Origin of the sequence: Bacillus fonticola (assembly GCF_012955605.1) — a bacterium.
GTDB lineage: Bacteria > Bacillota > Bacilli > Bacillales > JC228 > Bacillus_CG > Bacillus_CG fonticola.
Genome location: NZ_CP052135.1, coordinates 1,741,164 through 1,758,531, shown reverse-complemented (window position 1 = coordinate 1,758,531; position 17,368 = coordinate 1,741,164). Strand labels below are relative to the sequence as shown.

18 protein-coding genes are annotated in these 17,368 nt (G+C 45.0%); 17 read left to right on the top strand and 1 reads right to left on the bottom strand.

The genetic code is table 11. The features are described 5' to 3' along the window. The first annotated feature begins 11 nt into the window (after window positions 1-11). From HHK01_RS08570 to HHK01_RS08520, 11 genes are all read left to right on the top strand, one after another. Window positions 12-2,039 carry a chemotaxis protein CheA gene (locus HHK01_RS08570; protein WP_170007394.1) on the top strand — a complete coding sequence of 676 codons (2,028 nt, stop codon included), beginning with the start codon at window positions 12-14 and terminating at the stop codon, window positions 2,037-2,039. 451 nt (window positions 2,040-2,490) lie between these two features. Further along, window positions 2,491-2,919 (top strand): chemotaxis protein CheW, encoded by a 429-nt coding sequence (locus tag HHK01_RS08565; RefSeq protein ID WP_170007393.1) that lies wholly within the window; start codon window positions 2,491-2,493, stop codon window positions 2,917-2,919. Window positions 2,920-2,940: 21 nt separating this feature from the next. Continuing rightward, window positions 2,941-3,540 carry a chemotaxis protein CheC gene (locus HHK01_RS08560; protein ID WP_170007392.1) on the top strand — a complete coding sequence of 200 codons (600 nt, stop codon included), beginning with the start codon at window positions 2,941-2,943 and terminating at the stop codon, window positions 3,538-3,540. Then, window positions 3,540-4,043 carry a chemotaxis protein CheD gene (locus HHK01_RS08555; RefSeq protein WP_170007391.1) on the top strand — a complete coding sequence of 168 codons (504 nt, stop codon included), beginning with the start codon at window positions 3,540-3,542 and terminating at the stop codon, window positions 4,041-4,043. Before HHK01_RS08560 ends, HHK01_RS08555 begins: the two co-directional genes overlap by 1 nt. A gap of 43 nt (window positions 4,044-4,086) precedes the next feature. Further along, window positions 4,087-4,845 carry a FliA/WhiG family RNA polymerase sigma factor gene (locus tag HHK01_RS08550; protein WP_170007390.1) on the top strand — a complete coding sequence of 253 codons (759 nt, stop codon included), beginning with the start codon at window positions 4,087-4,089 and terminating at the stop codon, window positions 4,843-4,845. A 73-nt stretch (window positions 4,846-4,918) separates the two neighbouring features. Beyond that, window positions 4,919-5,530 (top strand): hypothetical protein, encoded by a 612-nt coding sequence (locus HHK01_RS08545; RefSeq protein WP_170007389.1) that lies wholly within the window; start codon window positions 4,919-4,921, stop codon window positions 5,528-5,530. A gap of 142 nt (window positions 5,531-5,672) precedes the next feature. Continuing rightward, on the top strand, window positions 5,673-6,407 hold the full coding sequence (gene rpsB / locus HHK01_RS08540) for a 30S ribosomal protein S2 (RefSeq protein ID WP_170007388.1): 735 nt from the start codon (window positions 5,673-5,675) through the stop codon (window positions 6,405-6,407). Window positions 6,408-6,691: 284 nt separating this feature from the next. Further along, window positions 6,692-7,573, top strand: coding sequence for a translation elongation factor Ts (gene tsf / locus HHK01_RS08535; RefSeq protein WP_170007387.1), 882 nt, complete (start codon window positions 6,692-6,694; stop codon window positions 7,571-7,573). A 396-nt stretch (window positions 7,574-7,969) separates the two neighbouring features. Continuing rightward, on the top strand, window positions 7,970-8,686 hold the full coding sequence (gene pyrH / locus HHK01_RS08530) for a UMP kinase (protein ID WP_170007386.1): 717 nt from the start codon (window positions 7,970-7,972) through the stop codon (window positions 8,684-8,686). Then, a complete protein-coding gene (gene frr, locus HHK01_RS08525; RefSeq protein ID WP_170007385.1) occupies window positions 8,686-9,243 on the top strand; it encodes a ribosome recycling factor in 558 nt (185 codons plus the stop codon). Before pyrH ends, frr begins: the two co-directional genes overlap by 1 nt. Window positions 9,244-9,295: 52 nt before the next feature. Next, on the top strand, window positions 9,296-9,739 hold the full coding sequence (locus HHK01_RS08520) for a hypothetical protein (RefSeq protein ID WP_228027524.1): 444 nt from the start codon (window positions 9,296-9,298) through the stop codon (window positions 9,737-9,739). Window positions 9,740-9,745: 6 nt separating this feature from the next. Here HHK01_RS08520 and HHK01_RS08515 read toward each other — a convergent pair whose 3' ends face one another. Beyond that, a complete protein-coding gene (locus HHK01_RS08515) occupies window positions 9,746-10,720 on the bottom strand; it encodes a nuclease-related domain-containing protein (RefSeq protein ID WP_170007383.1) in 975 nt (324 codons plus the stop codon). A gap of 132 nt (window positions 10,721-10,852) precedes the next feature. On the opposite strand from HHK01_RS08515, the gene HHK01_RS08510 reads away from it, so the two are divergent. From HHK01_RS08510 to HHK01_RS08485, 6 genes are all read left to right on the top strand, one after another. Next, window positions 10,853-11,344: a hypothetical protein gene (locus HHK01_RS08510; protein WP_170007382.1), complete on the top strand. Its 492-nt coding sequence runs from the start codon at window positions 10,853-10,855 to the stop codon at window positions 11,342-11,344. Window positions 11,345-11,446: 102 nt separating this feature from the next. Further along, entirely contained in the window at window positions 11,447-12,196 is a 750-nt protein-coding gene (locus HHK01_RS08505) for an undecaprenyl pyrophosphate synthase (protein WP_228027737.1), read from the top strand. Between the two features lie 7 nt (window positions 12,197-12,203). Further along, window positions 12,204-12,998 carry a phosphatidate cytidylyltransferase gene (locus tag HHK01_RS08500; RefSeq protein WP_170007380.1) on the top strand — a complete coding sequence of 265 codons (795 nt, stop codon included), beginning with the start codon at window positions 12,204-12,206 and terminating at the stop codon, window positions 12,996-12,998. An 18-nt stretch (window positions 12,999-13,016) separates the two neighbouring features. Beyond that, on the top strand, window positions 13,017-14,162 hold the full coding sequence (dxr, locus tag HHK01_RS08495; RefSeq protein WP_170007379.1) for a 1-deoxy-D-xylulose-5-phosphate reductoisomerase: 1,146 nt from the start codon (window positions 13,017-13,019) through the stop codon (window positions 14,160-14,162). Between the two features lie 15 nt (window positions 14,163-14,177). Continuing rightward, the gene (gene rseP, locus HHK01_RS08490) at window positions 14,178-15,452 is read left to right on the top strand and encodes an RIP metalloprotease RseP (protein WP_170007378.1); all 1,275 of its coding nucleotides are present in this window, start codon (window positions 14,178-14,180) and stop codon (window positions 15,450-15,452) included. 113 nt (window positions 15,453-15,565) lie between these two features. Continuing rightward, the gene (locus HHK01_RS08485) at window positions 15,566-17,284 is read left to right on the top strand and encodes a proline--tRNA ligase (protein WP_170007377.1); all 1,719 of its coding nucleotides are present in this window, start codon (window positions 15,566-15,568) and stop codon (window positions 17,282-17,284) included. The last annotated feature ends 84 nt before the right edge of the window (window positions 17,285-17,368 follow it).

Genomic DNA, 17,368 nt, shown 5'->3' with positions numbered 1-17,368 from the left:
GGTGAAGAACGATGGAGATGAGTCAATACTTAGAAGTGTTTTTAGATGAAAGTCGAGAGCACCTTCAACGTTGTAACGAAGCGCTGTTGGCGTTGGAGAAAGAACCAAATAATTTGGAGATTGTCAACGAGATGTTTCGTTCAGCCCATACGTTGAAAGGCATGTCAGCAACAATGGGCTATGAAGATATTGCGAACGTAACCCACCAAATGGAAAACGTTCTCGATCTGATCCGAAATGAGAAGCTACAGGTACAGCCAGCGCTTTTGGATGTCGTGTTTGCTTCTTTAGACGATCTGGAAGCGATGGTAGAATCTATTGCGAGCGGTGGAGACGGTAAGCGCAATGTGACAGAAACTCTACGTTTATTGAAGCTATGGGAGCAAGGAAACGGTACCTTGACGCAAAAAGAAGTAGCCGCAACGAAGACGAAGGATCAGCCATCGACACGAACTCATGGGAAACCATTCGATGAATTTGAACAAACTGTACTCTTGCAATCTATGGAACAAGGATTCTCTGTATTCAACATAACGGTCACTTTAACCGAAGACTGTCTCTTAAAGGCAGCGCGCGTGTTTATGGTTTTTGAAGTACTGGAAAAGCTCGGTGACGTTTTAAAATCAACGCCAACAGTGGAAGAGCTGGAAGACGAAAAATTTGACCAATCATTTATCGTGACACTCGTAACAAATAAGGAACTAGATGAAGTGAAAGCTCATGTATTAAAAGTTTCAGAGGTTCTAGAAGTGGCTGTGGACGAGCTTTCAACGGATAAAATCAAGCAAGACATAGCCGCCACCCAGGAGCAAACAGTTGGAACGGAAGACGCTACTCTAGTAAAAGAAGGTGATTCGCAGGCAGCCCCAACCGAGACGAAAGCTGTGCAGAGCAAGACAATTCGTGTCAACATCGAACGTCTTGACGTCTTGATGAATCTTTTTGAAGAGTTGGTCATTGACCGCGGACGCCTTGAGCAAATTGCTAAAGATGTAAACCGCCAAGAGCTGACGGAAACAGTGGAGAGGATGTCACGGATTTCTGGGGACTTGCAATCGATTATTTTGACGATGCGGATGGTCCCAGTTGAAACCGTGTTTAATCGGTTCCCGCGTATGGTCCGTCAACTTTCTCGCGATCTTGGGAAACAAATAGAGCTGCGCATTGAAGGGGCAGATACGGAACTGGATCGCACGGTCATCGACGAAATTGGCGATCCACTCGTCCACTTGATTAGAAATGCGATCGACCACGGGATTGAGACGCCTGAAAAGAGAACAAAAGCTGGGAAAAAAGCGGAAGGTTCGCTTGTACTAAAAGCATTCCATAGCGGAAACCATGTCTTTATCGAAATTCGGGATAACGGCGGCGGGATTAACCGCGACAAAGTGTTACAAAAAGCAATTCAAAACGGTGTGGTCGATCAAACAGCTGCACACTCGCTATCAGACAATGAAGTGTATCAGCTCATTTTCGCATCCGGTTTCTCTACTGCTGACCAAATATCCGACATCTCTGGTCGTGGAGTAGGGTTGGACGTGGTGAAAAAGACGATCGAATCATTAGGGGGCTCAGTGACGGTTAGTTCTACGCCGGGAGAAGGATCCGTCTTTTCTATCCAGCTACCACTTACCCTATCTATTATTGCTGTCATGCTCGTCGTGAGCGGTAACGAAACGTATGCGATTCCGCTTTCTTCTATTATTGAAACGGCGATTTTAAAAGAAGAGGAAATCATGTATGCACACAACCAGCGTGTCATCGATTTCCGAGGAAAAGTCGTTCCACTCGTCTTTTTAGAAGAAGTATTCCAAGTGCCAAAAGGGGAAAAACAAACGAAAGATGGCTACCACTCTGTCATCCTTGTTCGTAAAGGCGAAAAAGTAGCGGGTCTCGTCGTCGATTCGTTCATCGGTCAACAAGAAGTCGTGTTAAAAACCCTCGGAAACTATTTAACGAACGTATTTGCGATCTCAGGTGCTACCATTTTAGGCGATGGAGAAGTGGCGCTCATCGTAGACTGCAACGCACTTTTATAAAGAGCCGATATCCGCGATCAGGGGAATATATCCGCGGACAGAGGCAGATATCCGCGATCAGGGGAATATATCCGCGGACAGGAGCCGATATCCGCGGACAGAGGAATATATCCGCGATCAGGGGAATATATCCGCGGACAGGAGCCGATATCCGCGGACAGAGGAATATATCCGCGATCAGGGGAATATATCCGCGGACAGGAGCCGATATCCGCGGACAGAGGCAGATATCCGCGATCAGGGGAATATATCCGCGGACAGAGGAATATATCCGCGATCAGAGGCAGATATCCGCGATCAGGGGAATATATCCGCGAACAGAGGCAGATATCCGCGATCAGGGGAATATATCCGCGAACAGAGGCAGATATCCGCGATCAGAGGAATATATCCGCGGTCAGGAGCCGATATCCGCGATCAGAAGCTCGCATGAAAACAAGGAGGGGAATTTATGTCGGTGAAAAAAGTAATCGTATTTGAAATGGCTGAAAAAGAGTATGTCGTTGGCGTAGACGTCGTACGCTCTATCGAAAAAATGCAATCTATCACAAGAGTGCCTGGGACCGCACCTTACGTAAAAGGGGTCATGAACTTACGAGGGATCGTCACACCTATTTTAGACCTTAGACTGCGTTTTGGTTTAAAGGGAAAAGAAGCAACTGATGATACGCGCATGATCATGATCTCGTATGATGAAAAAGAAATGGGCCTCATTGTTGATCGCGCCCACGACGTGTTGGACATTGACGAACGTTCTATAGAGCTAGCACCTGAGGCAGTTGGTTCTACAAAAACAGAACTCATTCACGGTATCGCAAACGTGAACAAACGATTGTTGTTGTTTATTGAGTTGGAGGAAATTATAAAAACTGCCTCTTAAAGAGTAAGGAGTTTACCTGTTATGGATGCCTTCACACCAATTCATATGAGTGTGCTAAAGGAAATTGGCAATATTGGAGCTGGACATGCTGCTACTGCGCTTGGCAACATGCTTGGAAAGCGGATGTACATGCATGTTCCTCATGTAAAGCTTGCCACGTTTGCGGAAGTGATGGAGTTATCTGGTGGGAGTGACGAAATAGTGGCGAGCTGTATCCATACTTTTACAGGCGCTCTTTCCGGAAAGCTTTTCTTTCTCCTCCCTGTAAAGGAAGCGACAGATCTTTTGCAAGAGTGGATGGGAGAGTCGATTGCTACCGAAATGGCGCAATCAGCTTTCAGGGAGATGAGCAATATTTTAGCGGGCAGTTATTTAAATGCGCTCGCTACCTTTGCAGATTCTTCCATCATCCCGTCTCCACCTGCGATGACAATCGATTTACAAGGGGCCATCATGAGTGTTGGCCTCGTTGACTTGTCAATGGAAACGAACAAAGTCATCGCTATTGAAACGGTTCTAGTTCCCTCAGACTCTGAAGACGCATTGCGTGGTTGCATACTATTACTTCCCGATCCGAAAGCGCTGCCACAGCTGTTTTCCATGCTGGGGGTGGAGGGATAGTGTTAACAGAAGACAGGGTGATAAAAGTAGGGATTTCAGATTTGAAGTGCTGTAAGGGACCGTATCGTTTGCGAACAAGTGGCCTTGGATCGTGTGTCGGCGTAATTCTTTACGATTCCACTGCTAAAATAGCCGGGATGGCCCACGTCATGCTCCCCCACGCTGCTTTACAAGCGAATAAAGAGTTGGAAGTACCAAAGGGCAAATACGCAGATCGCGCTGTGTTCGAGCTTGTACGAGAAATAAAGGAGTTAGGGGCAAACGTTTCGAAGCTTCAAGCAAAGATTGCAGGCGGAGCGCAAATGTTTGCTCTACGGGAATTACAAGATGCGATGCGAATAGGCGAGCGAAATGTCACAGAAGTCAAAAGACAGCTCGACAAGTGGGGCATTCCCATTGTGAGTGAAGATACTGGTGGGAAAAACGGTCGAACCATTGAGTTTGAAATAAAAACGTGTACGTTACACATTCGAACTGTCAATAAAGGAGTGTTAACGATCTAATGCTCTTTTGATGGTTGAAACAGAGATAAGGGGGAAACAGGGAATGGCACAGTCCGCTCGAGCATCCGAATCGTATATATGGGAGCAGTGGACCGTTTATCGTGACGATGAGGCCGGGAATGCACTCATTGAAAAATATCGACCGCTCGTACACTTTCATGTGCAACGCATTGCAGCAGGACTCCCAAAAAATGTATCGAAAGATGATATCGAGAGCTGGGCATTGTTTGGGTTATACGATGCGATTGAGAAGTTTGAACCGGCAAGAGATTTGAAATTTGACACGTATGCATCGTTTCGAGTTCGAGGCGCTATTTTGGATGGGTTGCGAAAAGAGGACTGGCTACCGCGTTCTACACGTGAAAAGGCAAAACGAATTGACGCTATGACAGAGAAGTTAACGCATACGTTCAATCGTCAGCCGACAACAGAAGAACTGGCTGATGCTCTGGAGTGGACAAGTCAAGAAGTGGAAAAAGTATTAGCAGATTTTTTCTTAGCCCACGTCGTTTCTATTGACGAAACACCACAAGATTCCGACGAAGAAAACCGTTCTTTTATATTAAAGGATGAGCGGACAGTAACCCCGGAGGAGAGTATAACGAAGCAAGAATGGATCGAAGAGTTGACGATTGCAGTGGGCATCCTTACCGAAAAAGAACAACTCGTGTTAAGTTTGTTCTATAAAGAAGAATGTACCTTAACCGAGATCGGTCACATATTGGAGTTAACGACATCAAGAATCTCCCAGATCCACTCAAAGGCGCTTTCTAAACTTCAACTTTCCTTGAGCACACTATAAGTGGGGGATGGGATGAGTCGATCCATAGGCAAGTGGCGTACGGTCGATCATAACTCACGAAAGAAGGGATTCTATGTTTGCTTGGGTGATTAGCTTTGTGTTGCACGCGGTCGCCATGTGGGCGATCGTTTTTTTGTATCAGAAGATAAAGGAGATTGAGGCAGTAAAGGAACTGCACCAACGCGAACGTGAAGAATGGGAACAAACGTTAAGTGCATTCTTTATGGAAATGAAAGACGAGAACGATAGACTCCTGCAAATTCTCGAACCGCCTAGCCCCGTTACGGAATCAGAAACACTGGACACCCGAAAAGAGGATACAGAACGAACGCACAGTCAAGATTCGCTTACACGAAAAAAAGACGAAGTTACACAACGATCTATACAGCCTCAAGAGCTGTCGGTACCACACTCTCCGATCAAACATACGAACCATCTGCGAATGAAACGCGCTTATCAACCAAGTGAAGAGCCATCACAAATGCTAGGCGCCGAAGAAAAGCAAATAGAAGATAATGATTTACATGCTGAGCGTATCAAAAGTCCATCCAAAGACATGAATGACATTGTCGCACTACATGAAAAAGGCTATACAATCGACGAGATTGCACAAAAAACGCAACGAGGGAAAACAGAAATCGAGCTTTTACTTAAGTTTTCCTCAAACCGGCAAACATTTTCTTGAAATCTGTCGTCTGGATATGCTATTATTTTCTTTGGTGTGAAGAAGTACACACGCATGGGGATTTAAACAGGTGGTGCCCTTTAGTGGAGTGCTGTTTAAAGCAGAACCATTGCGGAGGAAAAAACCAAAGGAGGACTCACACATGTCTGTAATTTCTATGAAACAATTGCTTGAAGCTGGTGTTCATTTTGGACATCAAACACGTCGTTGGAACCCGAAGATGAAGAAGTATATCTTCACTGAGCGTAACGGCATTTATATCATTGACCTGCAAAAAACGGTCAAAAAAGTTGAGGAAGCATACAACTATGTACGCGACTTAGCTGCTGACGGAGGGAACGTTCTTTTCGTTGGTACGAAAAAACAAGCACAAGAGTCTGTAAAAGACGAAGCGAAACGTGCTGGCATGTACTATGTGAACCAACGTTGGTTAGGTGGTACACTAACAAACTTTGAAACCATCCAAAAACGTATTCAACGTTTGAAAAAAATCGAGCGTATGGCCGAAGATGGAACATTCGAAGTATTGCCGAAGAAAGAAGTAGTCGGACTACGTAAAGAGCAAGAGCGTCTTGAGAAATTTCTCGGCGGTATTAAAGATATGAACGGACTACCAGATGCACTTTTCATTATCGACCCACGTAAAGAGCGCATTGCCGTAGCTGAAGCACGCAAACTAAATATTCCTATCATCGGGATCGTTGATACAAACTGTGATCCTGACGAAATCGATGTTGTCATTCCTGCAAACGACGACGCAATCCGCGCTGTGAAATTGCTTACTGGTAAAATGGCTGACGCTATCCTAGAAGCGAAACAAGGCGAAGAAGACGAAGTTGTTGAAGAAGTAGCAGAGGAAGAAACAACGACTGCATAACCACTCATAAAGGTGATACAAGGGAGACCTTTATCACCTTTTTATATAGGAAGCGGAAGGCGTTTGCCTAGGGGAACCCACTCGTCTCAGAACCGTAGAGAAAGTTGTTCTTTAACTTTCACGGAGGGGCTGAAACGACGTGCGGTCCCCTAACGCCTGCAGCTGGACTAGTACAGTGTCCGAATCTTCCTTGAGTAATTTTGCATTCCTACTCGAATACTTTAAAAATTCTCAATAAAAAACTTACTAAAAACCCACACACATAACCGCAAGGAGGATAACTCATGGCAATTACTGCACAAATGGTGAAAGAACTTCGTGAAAAAACAGGTGCTGGTATGATGGACTGTAAAAAAGCACTTCAAGAAACAGACGGTGATATGGACAAGGCAATTGACTTCCTTCGTGAAAAGGGAATTGCAAAAGCCGCAAAGAAATCAGACCGTATCGCTGCGGAAGGTACTACTTACATCGAAGTGAACGGGAACGAAGCTGTGATCATTGAAGTAAACGCAGAAACAGACTTCGTTGCAAAAAACGAAGGTTTCCAAACGCTTGTACAAGATCTTGCCAAGCATTTATTGAAATCAAAACCCACTTCTATTGAAGAAGCGCATGAAAGCAAAATGGACAACGGGGTTACTGTCACTGAGTACGTGAACACAGCGATCTCTAAAATTGGGGAAAAGCTCACACTGCGTCGTTTTGCATTGGCTACAAAAACAGACGCTGATGCATTTGGTGCCTACCTTCACATGGGCGGTCGTATCGGTGTTTTGACAGTTCTTACGGGGACTACTGATGAATCTGTAGCGAAAGACGTGGCTATGCACGCTGCAGCTCTGCACCCAAAATACGTTTCTCGTGACGAAGTGTCTGCAGAAGAAACTGAGCGTGAGCGTGAAGTATTAAAGCAACAAGCATTGAATGAAGGCAAACCAGCAAACATCGTAGAAAAAATGGTCGAAGGTCGCCTCGGTAAATTCTTCGAAGACGTTTGCTTGCTTGAGCAATCTTTCGTTAAAAACCCTGACGAAAAAGTAAAACAATTCGTGAAGAACGCTGGAGCATCTGTCGCTAGCTTTGTTCGTTACGAAGTAGGCGAAGGGATCGAAAAACGCCAAGAAAACTTCGCTGAAGAAGTGATGAACCAAGTGAAAAAATAAAGACAGAAGCACGGGAACACAATGCAACCACCATGTGTTCCCGCTTTTTTAAGAATCCTAACCCTCAGCTCATGCATAGAAAACATTCATGAGCTGAGCACTCAACCATTCATGGAAACTGGTCACAAAGCAGCCAAGTTGTGATCAAGGCGGCACAAGTAAAGCCCCGAGTATCCAAAGTTGTGATCTAATAGGATCATTAACATGACGTTAGCGCCCCTTTTCCACAGAAAAAAGTGGTCTATAGTGGTAGCTACCTTTATCAGCGAGACGGCATGAGTGGGAACCTCGCTTGGTAGACTGCTAAAGATATAAGCATATCCAATACGTTGACATAGGGAAGCAGCGTCACTCCGCCCTTTCCAAAAAAAGCAACTCGGCTGATAGGAGGCCCTTATGGCGTACAAACGCATTGTGTTAAAATTGAGTGGTGAAGCACTTGCAGGTGAACAAGGTTTCGGTCTCTCCCCGAAAGTGATGAGGTCTGTTGCAAACCAAGTAAAAAACGTTGCTGATTTAGGTGTGGAAATTGCAATTGTTGTCGGTGGTGGAAACATTTGGCGCGGGAAGATTGGACATGAAATGGGTATGGATCGGGCAAACGCTGACTACATGGGCATGCTTGCTACGGTGATGAACTCACTGGCTCTCCAAGACAGTTTGGAGCAAATCGGGATCGAAACTCGTGTTCAAACCGCCATCGAAATGAGACAAGTTGCTGAACCATACATACGTAGAAAAGCAATCCGTCACCTTGAAAAAGGACGCGTCGTCATTTTTGCAGCAGGAGTCGGTAACCCGTATTTTTCAACAGATACGACCGCAGCGCTCCGTGCAGCCGAAATGGAAGCAGAAATCATTCTCATGGCAAAAAACAATGTAGATGGTGTGTACAGTGCCGATCCGCGTGTTGATCAAGACGCAGTAAAATACGACGAACTTACGTATTTGGATGTCCTAAAAGAAGGACTTGCGGTGATGGATTCGACTGCTTCTTCGCTTTGTATGGACAACGATATTCCACTCCTTGTGTTTTCTATTATGGAAGAAGGAAATATTAAACGGGCCGTTCTCGGGGAACCGATTGGAACGATCGTAAGGGGGAAAGCATAATGCCAAAACAAGCAATAGCGCAAACGAAAGAAAAAATGAACAAGGCCATTACCTCATTTAGTCGGGATCTTGCTAGCATTCGTGCCGGCCGTGCGAACGCCTCTTTATTAGACAGGATTTCTATCGATTATTACGGTGCAGAAACACCTGTGAATCAATTGGCAAATATTTCAGTCCCAGAAGCTCGCCTACTCGTTATCCAACCTTACGACAAGTCAAGCGTAGGGGAAATCGAGAAAGCTATTTTGAAATCAGACCTAGGCTTAACCCCGTCTTCAGACGGAACAGTGATTCGCTTGGCCATCCCTGCGCTCACTGAAGAACGCCGAAAGGAACTAGTCAAAGTCGTGAAAAAGGCGGGAGAAGAAGCAAAAGTGGCCATCCGTAACATCCGCCGCGACACGAACGACGACTTGAAAAAGCTTGAGAAAAATGGCGACATCACAGAAGACGACCTTCGCGGCTATAACGATGACGTACAAAAGCTTACAGATGACTACATTCAAAAAGTGGATAACCTCGGTAAGGAAAAAGAAAAAGAAATTTTGGAAGTATAAAGATGAAAAAACCGGCCTAGGTCGGTTTTTTTGTTTTCAATAAACGGGAGACATGTATAAAAGTGAAGGACTGACAATGTACGACACTGATTCCATAGTTCAGGGAATTCGGAATCCGCTTTCGAACGAGAAGAATCCGTGCCCATGGGAATATATCCGCGGACAGAGGCAGATATCCGCGATCAGGGGAATATATCCGCGGACAGAGGCAGATATCCGCGATCAGAGGCAGATATCCGCGATCAGGGATAGATATCCGCGGACAGGGGAGTATATCCGCGATCAGGGGGATATATCCGCGGACAGAGGCAGATATCCGCGATCAGGGGAATATATCCGCGGACAGAGGCAGATATCCGCGATCAGAGGCAGATATCCGCGGACAGGGGAATATATCCGCGATCAGGGGAATATATCCGCGATCAGAGAAGTATATCTGTGGTTTGGGAAGAAGTGTTTCCGAACCCATTTGCAAATTTATGGTGTAGCATTTTAGTAGTAGTTACATCCGTGATTTAAATAATTTTTCATTGAAATAATATCGTGTGCCCTTATTCTGTCCATCTGTGGTCAAGCCCAGAGAAAGTAGAAGTCTTCGAACTGTATCTGAAGAGTCAATTTTGAGAAAATCCCTACATTCTCTGTTAGTAATATAGGAAGCTACCAGAAGGAAATAATCTATTAGAGCTCGTTCGTGTGAATTTTGAGAGCGGTGGTGGCAATGAGGGCATTCCCAAGCCTTCCTTATTCGTTTCATCGAGAAAGACGAGCAACGTTCACATTGAACACCTCTAATGAGTTCTGTAGCTGAAATGCGGTACACTTCTAGAAGGTTTTGTTCTAGCGGGGTATGTTTACTTAGGAGAAGTTTTTTTATCTTATAGAAGGTATGTTTTTCCAAAAATGTTGCTTCGTGTCTTGTTTCTATTGAGTCAATAGTTTCTAATAAATTCTCAACATGAAGTACTTTTTTGAAGTCTGGATGGTCTGGTGTGTTTGTCTTTAAAATGGCATCGGGATGAGTAAATACAACAAGAAAATCACTGGGATGTGGTGGAAAGTTGTGGACATCCAACCATTGACTGAACATAAACCTTTGGCGCTTTACTTGTCCGAGGGGATCTTTAATCCTAGTTTCAACTTTGTTTTTCTCTTGAATTAATTGCTTGAACGTTTTGTCAAATGTAATGGTACCACTCATGTTTTTTGCCTCAAGGAGTACTGCAAATTTTGTGGATAGGAGCAAGGTGTCGATTTGGAAAGCTTGTCCGTTAAGAAGAAGACGAAGACCTTTTAGTTCAACAAAGTTTTGTTTAGGTAGAGGGGCTAAGTGATAATCTACAGATCTTTCGCCAAAATAACCTGCTCTCAATCTGCCGATATCGTTCTTGATGACGGGGATCATCGGATGGCGTTCTCCTAACCTCCCTATTAAAGCTTCCCTCTTGCTAATCTCAAGAGGATAGTTTCTCTTCATAAATTCTACACACCTTTCATAGGAATTTTTGTCTATATACCTATTCGAGCCTGCATTACAAATCCCTCCATATTTCTACAAAAAATGTTATTTGGATTGTATATAAAAGAATGCTCATGATACACGCTTCAGATGTTAGAGGCAGATATCCGCGGTCAGAAGCAGATATCCGCGGTCAGAGGCAGATATCCGCGATCAGAGGCAGATATCCGCGGACAGAGGAATATATCCGCGATCAGAGGAATATATCCGCGGTCAGGAGAATATATCCGCGATCAGAAGCAGATATCCGCGATCAGAAGCAGATATCCGCGATCAGAGGAATATATCCGCGGTCAGAGGCAGATATCCGCGATCAGGAGAATATATCCGCGATCAGACCCAGATATCCGCGGTCAGAGGCAGATATCCGCGGACAGGGGAATATATCCGCGGTCAGAAGCAGATATCCGCGATCAGGAGAATATATCCGCGATCAGACCCAGATATCCGCGATCAGAGGCAGATATCCGCGATCAGACCCATATATCCGCGATCGCGTGCCAAGGGACTACACCACGACCTCATCCGTGCACTCACAATCTATATCTACATCCAAAAACCTTCCCCATCAAAATTCAATAAGGAATGTTAACTCATTTTCTGTTATGATATAGGTTGCGGATGTCTGTTGTGAGGGAGGGCATAGGCTTGATTCACAAATTAGGATTTAAAAAGCGACCACCTGTGCAATTAGAGGATCGGATAAAAGCTTGTTTACAGCATGAAGTCCCTAAACATATGGCGATTATTATGGATGGTAACGGACGGTGGGCAAAGAAACGTGGACTTCCCAGAATTGCCGGTCATCACGAGGGAATGAAAATGGTTCGGAAGGCGACGAAACTTGCCAATCGTCTAGGTATTGATGTGTTAACGTTGTATGCATTCTCTACAGAAAATTGGACGCGACCGAAACCCGAAGTGGAGTATATTATGAAGTTGCCTGAGCAATTTTTGACAACATACTTACCGGAACTTGTAGAAGAAAATGTAAAAGTGGATATGATGGGAACGAAAGATCGCCTCCCTTTCCATACGAAAGTAGCTATTGAAAAGGCTATGGAAGATACGAAAGAAAACAACGGACTCTTGCTGAATTTTGCGTTAAACTACGGAAGCCGCTCAGAACTTATTTGTGCGATGCAACAAATGCTTCGCGATCATGAGCAAGGCGTTTTTAATGCTCATCAAGTCGATGAAGACACGTTTCGTAGCTATTTATTAAAACCGGATCTTCCGGACCCAGACTTACTCATTCGAACGAGTGGGGAAATTCGACTGTCGAACTTTATGTTATGGCAGTTGGCGTACACAGAGTTTTACTTTACAGATGTATTGTGGCCAGATTTTACTGAAGAGCATTTTGTGGAAGCGGTTGAGGCATATCAGAAGCGAAGTCGCCGGTATGGTGGAGTCCGTAACGACGGGGGTTAATAAGTATATGAAGCAACGAATTATTACAAGTATTTTAGCAGGAGCAGTGTTTGTACTTTTCGTAATGATCGGTGGTCTCCCGTTAATCCTGTTTACTTATGTGCTGGCGTCAAGAGCCTTATATGAACTGCTGCGAATGAAGAAACAATCTGTGTGGAGCGTACCAGGGCTTATATCGATGGCTCTTCTTTGGTTGTTTTTGCTTCCTGAAACGTACGAATCGATCCTTGAAGAGATTGGGTATTCAAAGATAGAACTAGCTTACTTAGGTGTTCTGTTATTCCTTACGTATACCGTGGTCACAAAAAATCGGTATGTGTTTAATGATGTAGCTTTTGCTATATTGGGAACGATTTATGTGGGAAGTGGGTTCTATTACTTAATCGAAACAAGACTAGCTGACGATGGTCTTGTATTCGTTGCCTATGCTCTTTTAGTCATTTGGGCAACAGATTCCGGTGCCTATTTTATCGGAAGAGCGATAGGAAAACGTAAATTATGGCCGGAAATTAGCCCGAATAAAACGTTGGAAGGGTTTATTGGTGGTATTGGAGTGGCTGTAGTATTCAGCATTATGATGCAGGCGTTTTTTCCAATCATGGCACTGTGGATCCAACTCATTTTAGTAACGATTGTCCTATCTATCTTTGGACAAGTTGGCGATCTCGTAGAATCAGCGTTAAAGCGCCACTTTGGTGTGAAAGATTCTGGAACGATTCTACCGGGACATGGCGGTATTTTAGACAGATTTGATAGTTTATTATTCGTCCTCCCACTTCTCCACTTTTTGCAAATTGTATAGGGAGAGTGAACAGTACTCATGAAAATGATTAACGTGTTAGGTGCGACGGGTTCGATCGGAACGCAAACGGTTGATGTGGTACTCCATCATCCAGAAAGCTTTCGGATCGTGAGTATGTCTTTTGGCAACAACATCGAAAAAGGAAGAGAACTCGTGCGTGCGTGTCAGCCAGAGTTTGTTTCTGTTGCGAAAAAAAAGGACGCTGATTTGTTAAAACTCGAATTTCCTAACATACAATGGTCGTATGGGGAAGAAGGTTTGCTAGAAGCAGCCGTTTATGATAAAGGGAACGTGCTTGTGAATGCGGTGATGGGAAGTATTGGCTTGCAACCGACACTTGCCGCGATTGAAGTTGGAAAGACGATTTGCTTAGCGAACAAAGAGACACTTGTTACAGCTGGCCATCTTGTTATGGAGCAAGCAAAAAAGCACAATGTCCCGATAGTGCCTGTAGATAGTGAGCACTCTGCCATCCTGCAAGCACTTCAAGGGGAGAATAGAGATCGCGTTGAACGACTGTGGATCACAGCGTCTGGGGGGAGTTTTCGCGACCGTACGAGACAAGAGCTGGAAGGAGTAACAATCGAGGATGCACTACATCATCCTAACTGGTCGATGGGCGCAAAGATTACGATAGACTCTGCTACGATGATGAACAAAGGTTTAGAAGTAATCGAGGCGCGATGGCTATTTGATATGCCATACGAAAACATATCGGTTCTCTTACATAAGGAAAGCATTGTCCACTCACTTGTCGAGTATGTGGATACGAGTTTTATGGCACAGTTAGGAACACCGGATATGCGCGCAGTCATTCAATACGCGCTTAGCTACCCAGACCGATTACCACTTATTGGAGGAGAAAGACTCCGCTTGGAGAAGATCGCTACCCTCAACTTTGAAAAAATGGATTTCGACCGCTACCCATGCTTGCACTTTGCGTTCGAAGCAGGCAAAATAGGAGGAACATGTCCGACTGTATTGAATGCTGCAAACGAAGTTGCCGTAGAAGCATTTTTGCAGGGCGCCATCCCGTTTTTACAAATAGAAAACGTGATCGAGCGCATGTTGGAGGAGCATAGTGTGCTACCCTCTCCAGATTTAGAGACCATACAACACGTGGACAAAGACACACGAGAAAGAGTGCGGTCACTTCTAAAATAAAGGTGGTTTAAACTGTTGCAAACGATATTAGCGTTTATCATTATTTTTGGTGCCCTCGTGTTCTTCCACGAACTTGGTCACTTTATATTCGCAAGGCGGGCAGGTATTCTCTGCCGTGAATTCGCTATCGGCTTTGGGCCAAAGGTGTTTTCTCATATAAAAGGTGAAACGACGTATACGATTCGTCTCCTACCAATTGGTGGATACGTAAGAATGGCAGGAGAAGATCCGGAAATGGTGGACTTAAAACCGGGTCATCGGATCGGCGTCATTTTGGACGAGGAAGACGTTGTGCAAAAGCTGATCATTAATCAAAAAGATCAATACGCTAATGCCCGTCGAATCGAGGTTGAAGAAGCTGATTTAGAACACAAGCTATTTGTGCGTGGCATGGTAGATGGTGACGAAGAACAAATTCGTACATTCTCAATTAGTAGAGAAGCGATGATCGTAGAAAACGGGATCGAAACACGCATCGCCCCGTTTGATCGTCAATTTGGTTCTAAAACGCTGCCGCAGCGAACGATGGCGATCTTTGCGGGTCCGATGATGAACTTTGTATTGGCATTTGTCGTGTTTCTATTGATAGGAATTTTTCAAGGGGTTCCGACTGACGCTCCCAAGCTAGGTGCGATCTTAGAAGACGGGGCAGCAAGCTCAGCTGGACTTCAACAAGGCGATACCATCCAAAGTATTAACGGAGAAGAGATGGCTAGCTGGACAGAGATTCGCGATGTGATTCAAGCGAACCCAGCCGAAGAACTCACCTTCACTATTTTGCGAGACGAATCTGTTTACGAAGTGAAAGTAACCCCAGAGCCACAAACGGTCGAGGATCCAAACGGAGAACAATTGGAAATCGGGCTTGTCGGTGTTCAGGCACCTACTGAGAAGGATCCGCTCGGCATTGTGAGCTACGGGTTTACGGAAACTGCGTATTGGACAAAGGAAATTATTTATCTTTTAGGCCAGCTCGTTACAGGACAATTTTCCATCGACATGCTAAACGGTCCAGTTGGCATTTATGTAACAACTGACGAGGTCGCCCAAACTGGTTTGTTTAACTTAATGAAATGGTCAGCGCTGTTAAGCATTAACTTAGGGATTATGAATTTACTTCCAATCCCAGCTCTCGACGGTGGACGTCTCCTCTTCTTCTTAGTCGAAGCCATTCGAGGAAAACCGATCGATCGTCACAAGGAGGGCATGGTCCACTTTGTTGGTTTTGCGCTCATCATGCTTTTGATGCTTGTCGTAACGTGGAACGATATTCAAAGATTTTTTCTGTAAGCGGAGCGGGTGTTCAAAAAGGGGAGAAGTTTTCCAGCTATTTTCCTGGTCTTTTTGAACTTCCCTTGTAAGATGTATAAAAGTTCAAAGCAATGGGTGAGGTGTGTAAAACGATGAGACAAAGCAGAACATTCATCCCGACACTACGCGAAGTACCTGCGGATGCTGAGGTGAAAAGTCATAAGTTACTGCTACGTGCCGGGTTCATTCGCCAAAATGCTAGTGGTATTTACTCTTATTTACCACTAGCTCGTAAAGTGATGCGCCACGTAGAGCAAATCGTTCGTGAAGAAATGGACGCTGTGTATGGACAGGAACTATTGATGCCAGCGTTGCAACTGTCAGACCTTTGGAAAGAAAGTGGGCGGTGGGATGGGTACGGTCCGGAGTTAATGCGCATGCGTGATCGTCACGATCGTGAATTTGCGCTCGGTCCAACTCATGAAGAAGTCATTACAACGCTCATCCGTGACGAGCTCAATTCGTATAAGAAACTTCCGATCACACTCTATCAAATTCAAACAAAGTTTCGTGATGAAAAACGTCCGCGGTTCGGATTGCTCCGGGGACGGGAGTTTATTATGAAAGATGCATATTCGTTTCATGCGTCTTCAGCCAGCTTGGATGAAACGTACCAAGCGATGTACGAAGCTTATAAGCGTATTTTTACGAGATGCGGTTTAGACTTCCGTCCGGTTATTGCCGATTCTGGCGAGATGGGCGGAAAGGATACGCACGAATTTATGGCGCTTTCTGAAGTCGGAGAAGACACCATTTGCTTTTCGTCTGAAGGGGAGTACGCTGCGAACATCGAGATGGCCGAGGTGAACACGACTTATTCACGTCCAGACGACGTTGCGAAGACACCTTTGCAGCTTGTACAAGGGGAACCCGGTCAAGATCTTCATGCTTTCGCTACTGCTCAAAATGTGACGGTAGAGCAAACGGTATATGGTGAAGCGTGGCTAGTAGATGGAAAGCCTGTCCTGCTACTTCTTCGTGGTGATCACGAATTAAATGATGTGAAACTAAAACTGTTGTTCCCAGACGTGGCGAGAAGACCGCTGACAGATCAAGAGGTACAAGACACATTTGGCGTGAAACGTTCTTTCGTTGGACCACTTGAACTTCCCGAAGAAGTCCAAGTGTTTGCGGATCTAGCTGTAGGAGGCGTGGCTGATGGCGTCACACTTTGTAATCAAGCGTCGCAGTTTGCCGTTCATTTTGAGCCGATGCGTGACTGCAAAATAGAACAGTACGCAGACATTCGTTTCGTCAAAGAGGGAGATCCTTCACCAAATGGAATGGGGACGATTTCCTTTGCGAAAGGAATTGAAGTTGGTCAAGTCTTTAAGCTTGGAACGAGATATTCAGAAACGATGAACGCCGTTTTCCTAGATGAAAATGGACGTACGCAGCCACTGTTAATGGGATGCTATGGAATTGGGATCTCCCGTGTTGTTTCGGCAATTGCCGAACAATATGCAGATGAAAACGGTCTCGTGTGGCCGAAGCAAGTCGCTCCTTACCAAGTGCATCTACTTTGCTTAAACATCAAACAAGAAGCACAAAAAGCGCTAGCAGAAGAGCTTCATGATGTTTTCACTAAAGCGGGAATCGACGTGTTGTATGACGACCGCCCAGAACGCGCTGGTGTGAAGTTTGCTGATAGTGATCTTATTGGTCTGCCCCTCCGTATTACTGTGGGGAAAAAAGCCGAACAGGCAATCGTCGAATGGAAAGAACGTGCAACGGGTGATGCTAAAGAAGTTGCTGTACACGAATTGTTAGGCGAAGTTCAACAATTCCTATCGCCCACAGGACGTGGGTAAGAAAGGCGTCGCAACAAGACGTCGCGCGTTTAGCCTTTCTTCCACTACATCGCGAACATTGAACAAGTCACTTACCTGTATTTA

What these genes read in the sequence shown, in the direction of transcription:
- HHK01_RS08570 (WP_170007394.1), top strand. Translation starts at nt 12, where the DNA reads ATGGAGATGAGTCAATACTTAGAAGTGTTTTTAGATGAAAGTCGAGAG.
- HHK01_RS08565 (WP_170007393.1), top strand. Translation starts at nt 2,491, where the DNA reads ATGTCGGTGAAAAAAGTAATCGTATTTGAAATGGCTGAAAAAGAGTAT.
- HHK01_RS08560 (WP_170007392.1), top strand. Translation starts at nt 2,941, where the DNA reads ATGGATGCCTTCACACCAATTCATATGAGTGTGCTAAAGGAAATTGGC.
- HHK01_RS08550 (WP_170007390.1), top strand. Translation starts at nt 4,087, where the DNA reads ATGGCACAGTCCGCTCGAGCATCCGAATCGTATATATGGGAGCAGTGG.
- HHK01_RS08545 (WP_170007389.1), top strand. Translation starts at nt 4,919, where the DNA reads ATGTTTGCTTGGGTGATTAGCTTTGTGTTGCACGCGGTCGCCATGTGG.
- rpsB (WP_170007388.1), top strand. Translation starts at nt 5,673, where the DNA reads ATGTCTGTAATTTCTATGAAACAATTGCTTGAAGCTGGTGTTCATTTT.
- tsf (WP_170007387.1), top strand. Translation starts at nt 6,692, where the DNA reads ATGGCAATTACTGCACAAATGGTGAAAGAACTTCGTGAAAAAACAGGT.
- pyrH (WP_170007386.1), top strand. Translation starts at nt 7,970, where the DNA reads ATGGCGTACAAACGCATTGTGTTAAAATTGAGTGGTGAAGCACTTGCA.
- frr (WP_170007385.1), top strand. Translation starts at nt 8,686, where the DNA reads ATGCCAAAACAAGCAATAGCGCAAACGAAAGAAAAAATGAACAAGGCC.
- HHK01_RS08520 (WP_228027524.1), top strand. Translation starts at nt 9,296, where the DNA reads ATGTATAAAAGTGAAGGACTGACAATGTACGACACTGATTCCATAGTT.
- HHK01_RS08515 (WP_170007383.1), bottom strand. Translation starts at nt 10,720, where the DNA reads ATGAAGAGAAACTATCCTCTTGAGATTAGCAAGAGGGAAGCTTTAATA.
- HHK01_RS08510 (WP_170007382.1), top strand. Translation starts at nt 10,853, where the DNA reads ATGTTAGAGGCAGATATCCGCGGTCAGAAGCAGATATCCGCGGTCAGA.
- HHK01_RS08500 (WP_170007380.1), top strand. Translation starts at nt 12,204, where the DNA reads ATGAAGCAACGAATTATTACAAGTATTTTAGCAGGAGCAGTGTTTGTA.
- dxr (WP_170007379.1), top strand. Translation starts at nt 13,017, where the DNA reads ATGAAAATGATTAACGTGTTAGGTGCGACGGGTTCGATCGGAACGCAA.
- HHK01_RS08485 (WP_170007377.1), top strand. Translation starts at nt 15,566, where the DNA reads ATGAGACAAAGCAGAACATTCATCCCGACACTACGCGAAGTACCTGCG.